This window comes from Arthrobacter sp. ZGTC131, assembly GCF_002929275.1.
Lineage (GTDB): Bacteria > Actinomycetota > Actinomycetes > Actinomycetales > Micrococcaceae > Arthrobacter.
Map to the genome: position 1 here is coordinate 1 of NZ_PJIK01000118.1, position 509 is coordinate 509.

The 509-nt window shown below is 67.0% G+C and carries 1 pseudogene; it reads left to right on the forward strand.

The features are described 5' to 3' along the window. Positions 1–283, forward strand: a pseudogene (locus CXQ90_RS22595) (hypothetical protein); the annotation flags it as partial. Between the last annotated feature and the right edge of the window lie 226 nt (positions 284–509).

Sequence of the window (509 nt, forward strand, 5' to 3'; positions counted from 1 at the left end):
AGCTGACATCTTGGCTGCTGCAGGGTTTGTTGGCCCGCCCACGGACTTCGGAGTAGCGGCAGCGGTGGGCTGGCTTCGCCGTCTTCATGCCGACCCTGCAGCCGCACGGGCTGCGGGAATGCAGGGACGGAAGCTGGCGGAAAGCCGTTTCGGCATCGGACCCATTGCGGACCGCTTCGAAACCGTTCTCCGCAAAGTGGTTCCCGGACCTTCGGCGCTGTCCAGGGTACGGCCGGCGCACGCCGCTGCCGGCTTCCGCGTTTTCCCGGGAAAGGCTTCCTAATGCTGCAGCACGATCGGAGTACGGCGCCGCGAACGGGGAAGCAGCAGATCGGCAATTCACCGGGGGACGTTCCGCAGCCAACCCGCCGGCGTCGTCCTCCGGTGATCGACTTGTCACGCGCCCCGGGTGCCGGGGAAGCGTGGGGCAGGCCGCGCGCCGTGGTGTGTCTGCGGTCAGCCTGCGAACTGCTGTTCGTCACAAACCCGTGGCAGATCAGTTAGCGGCT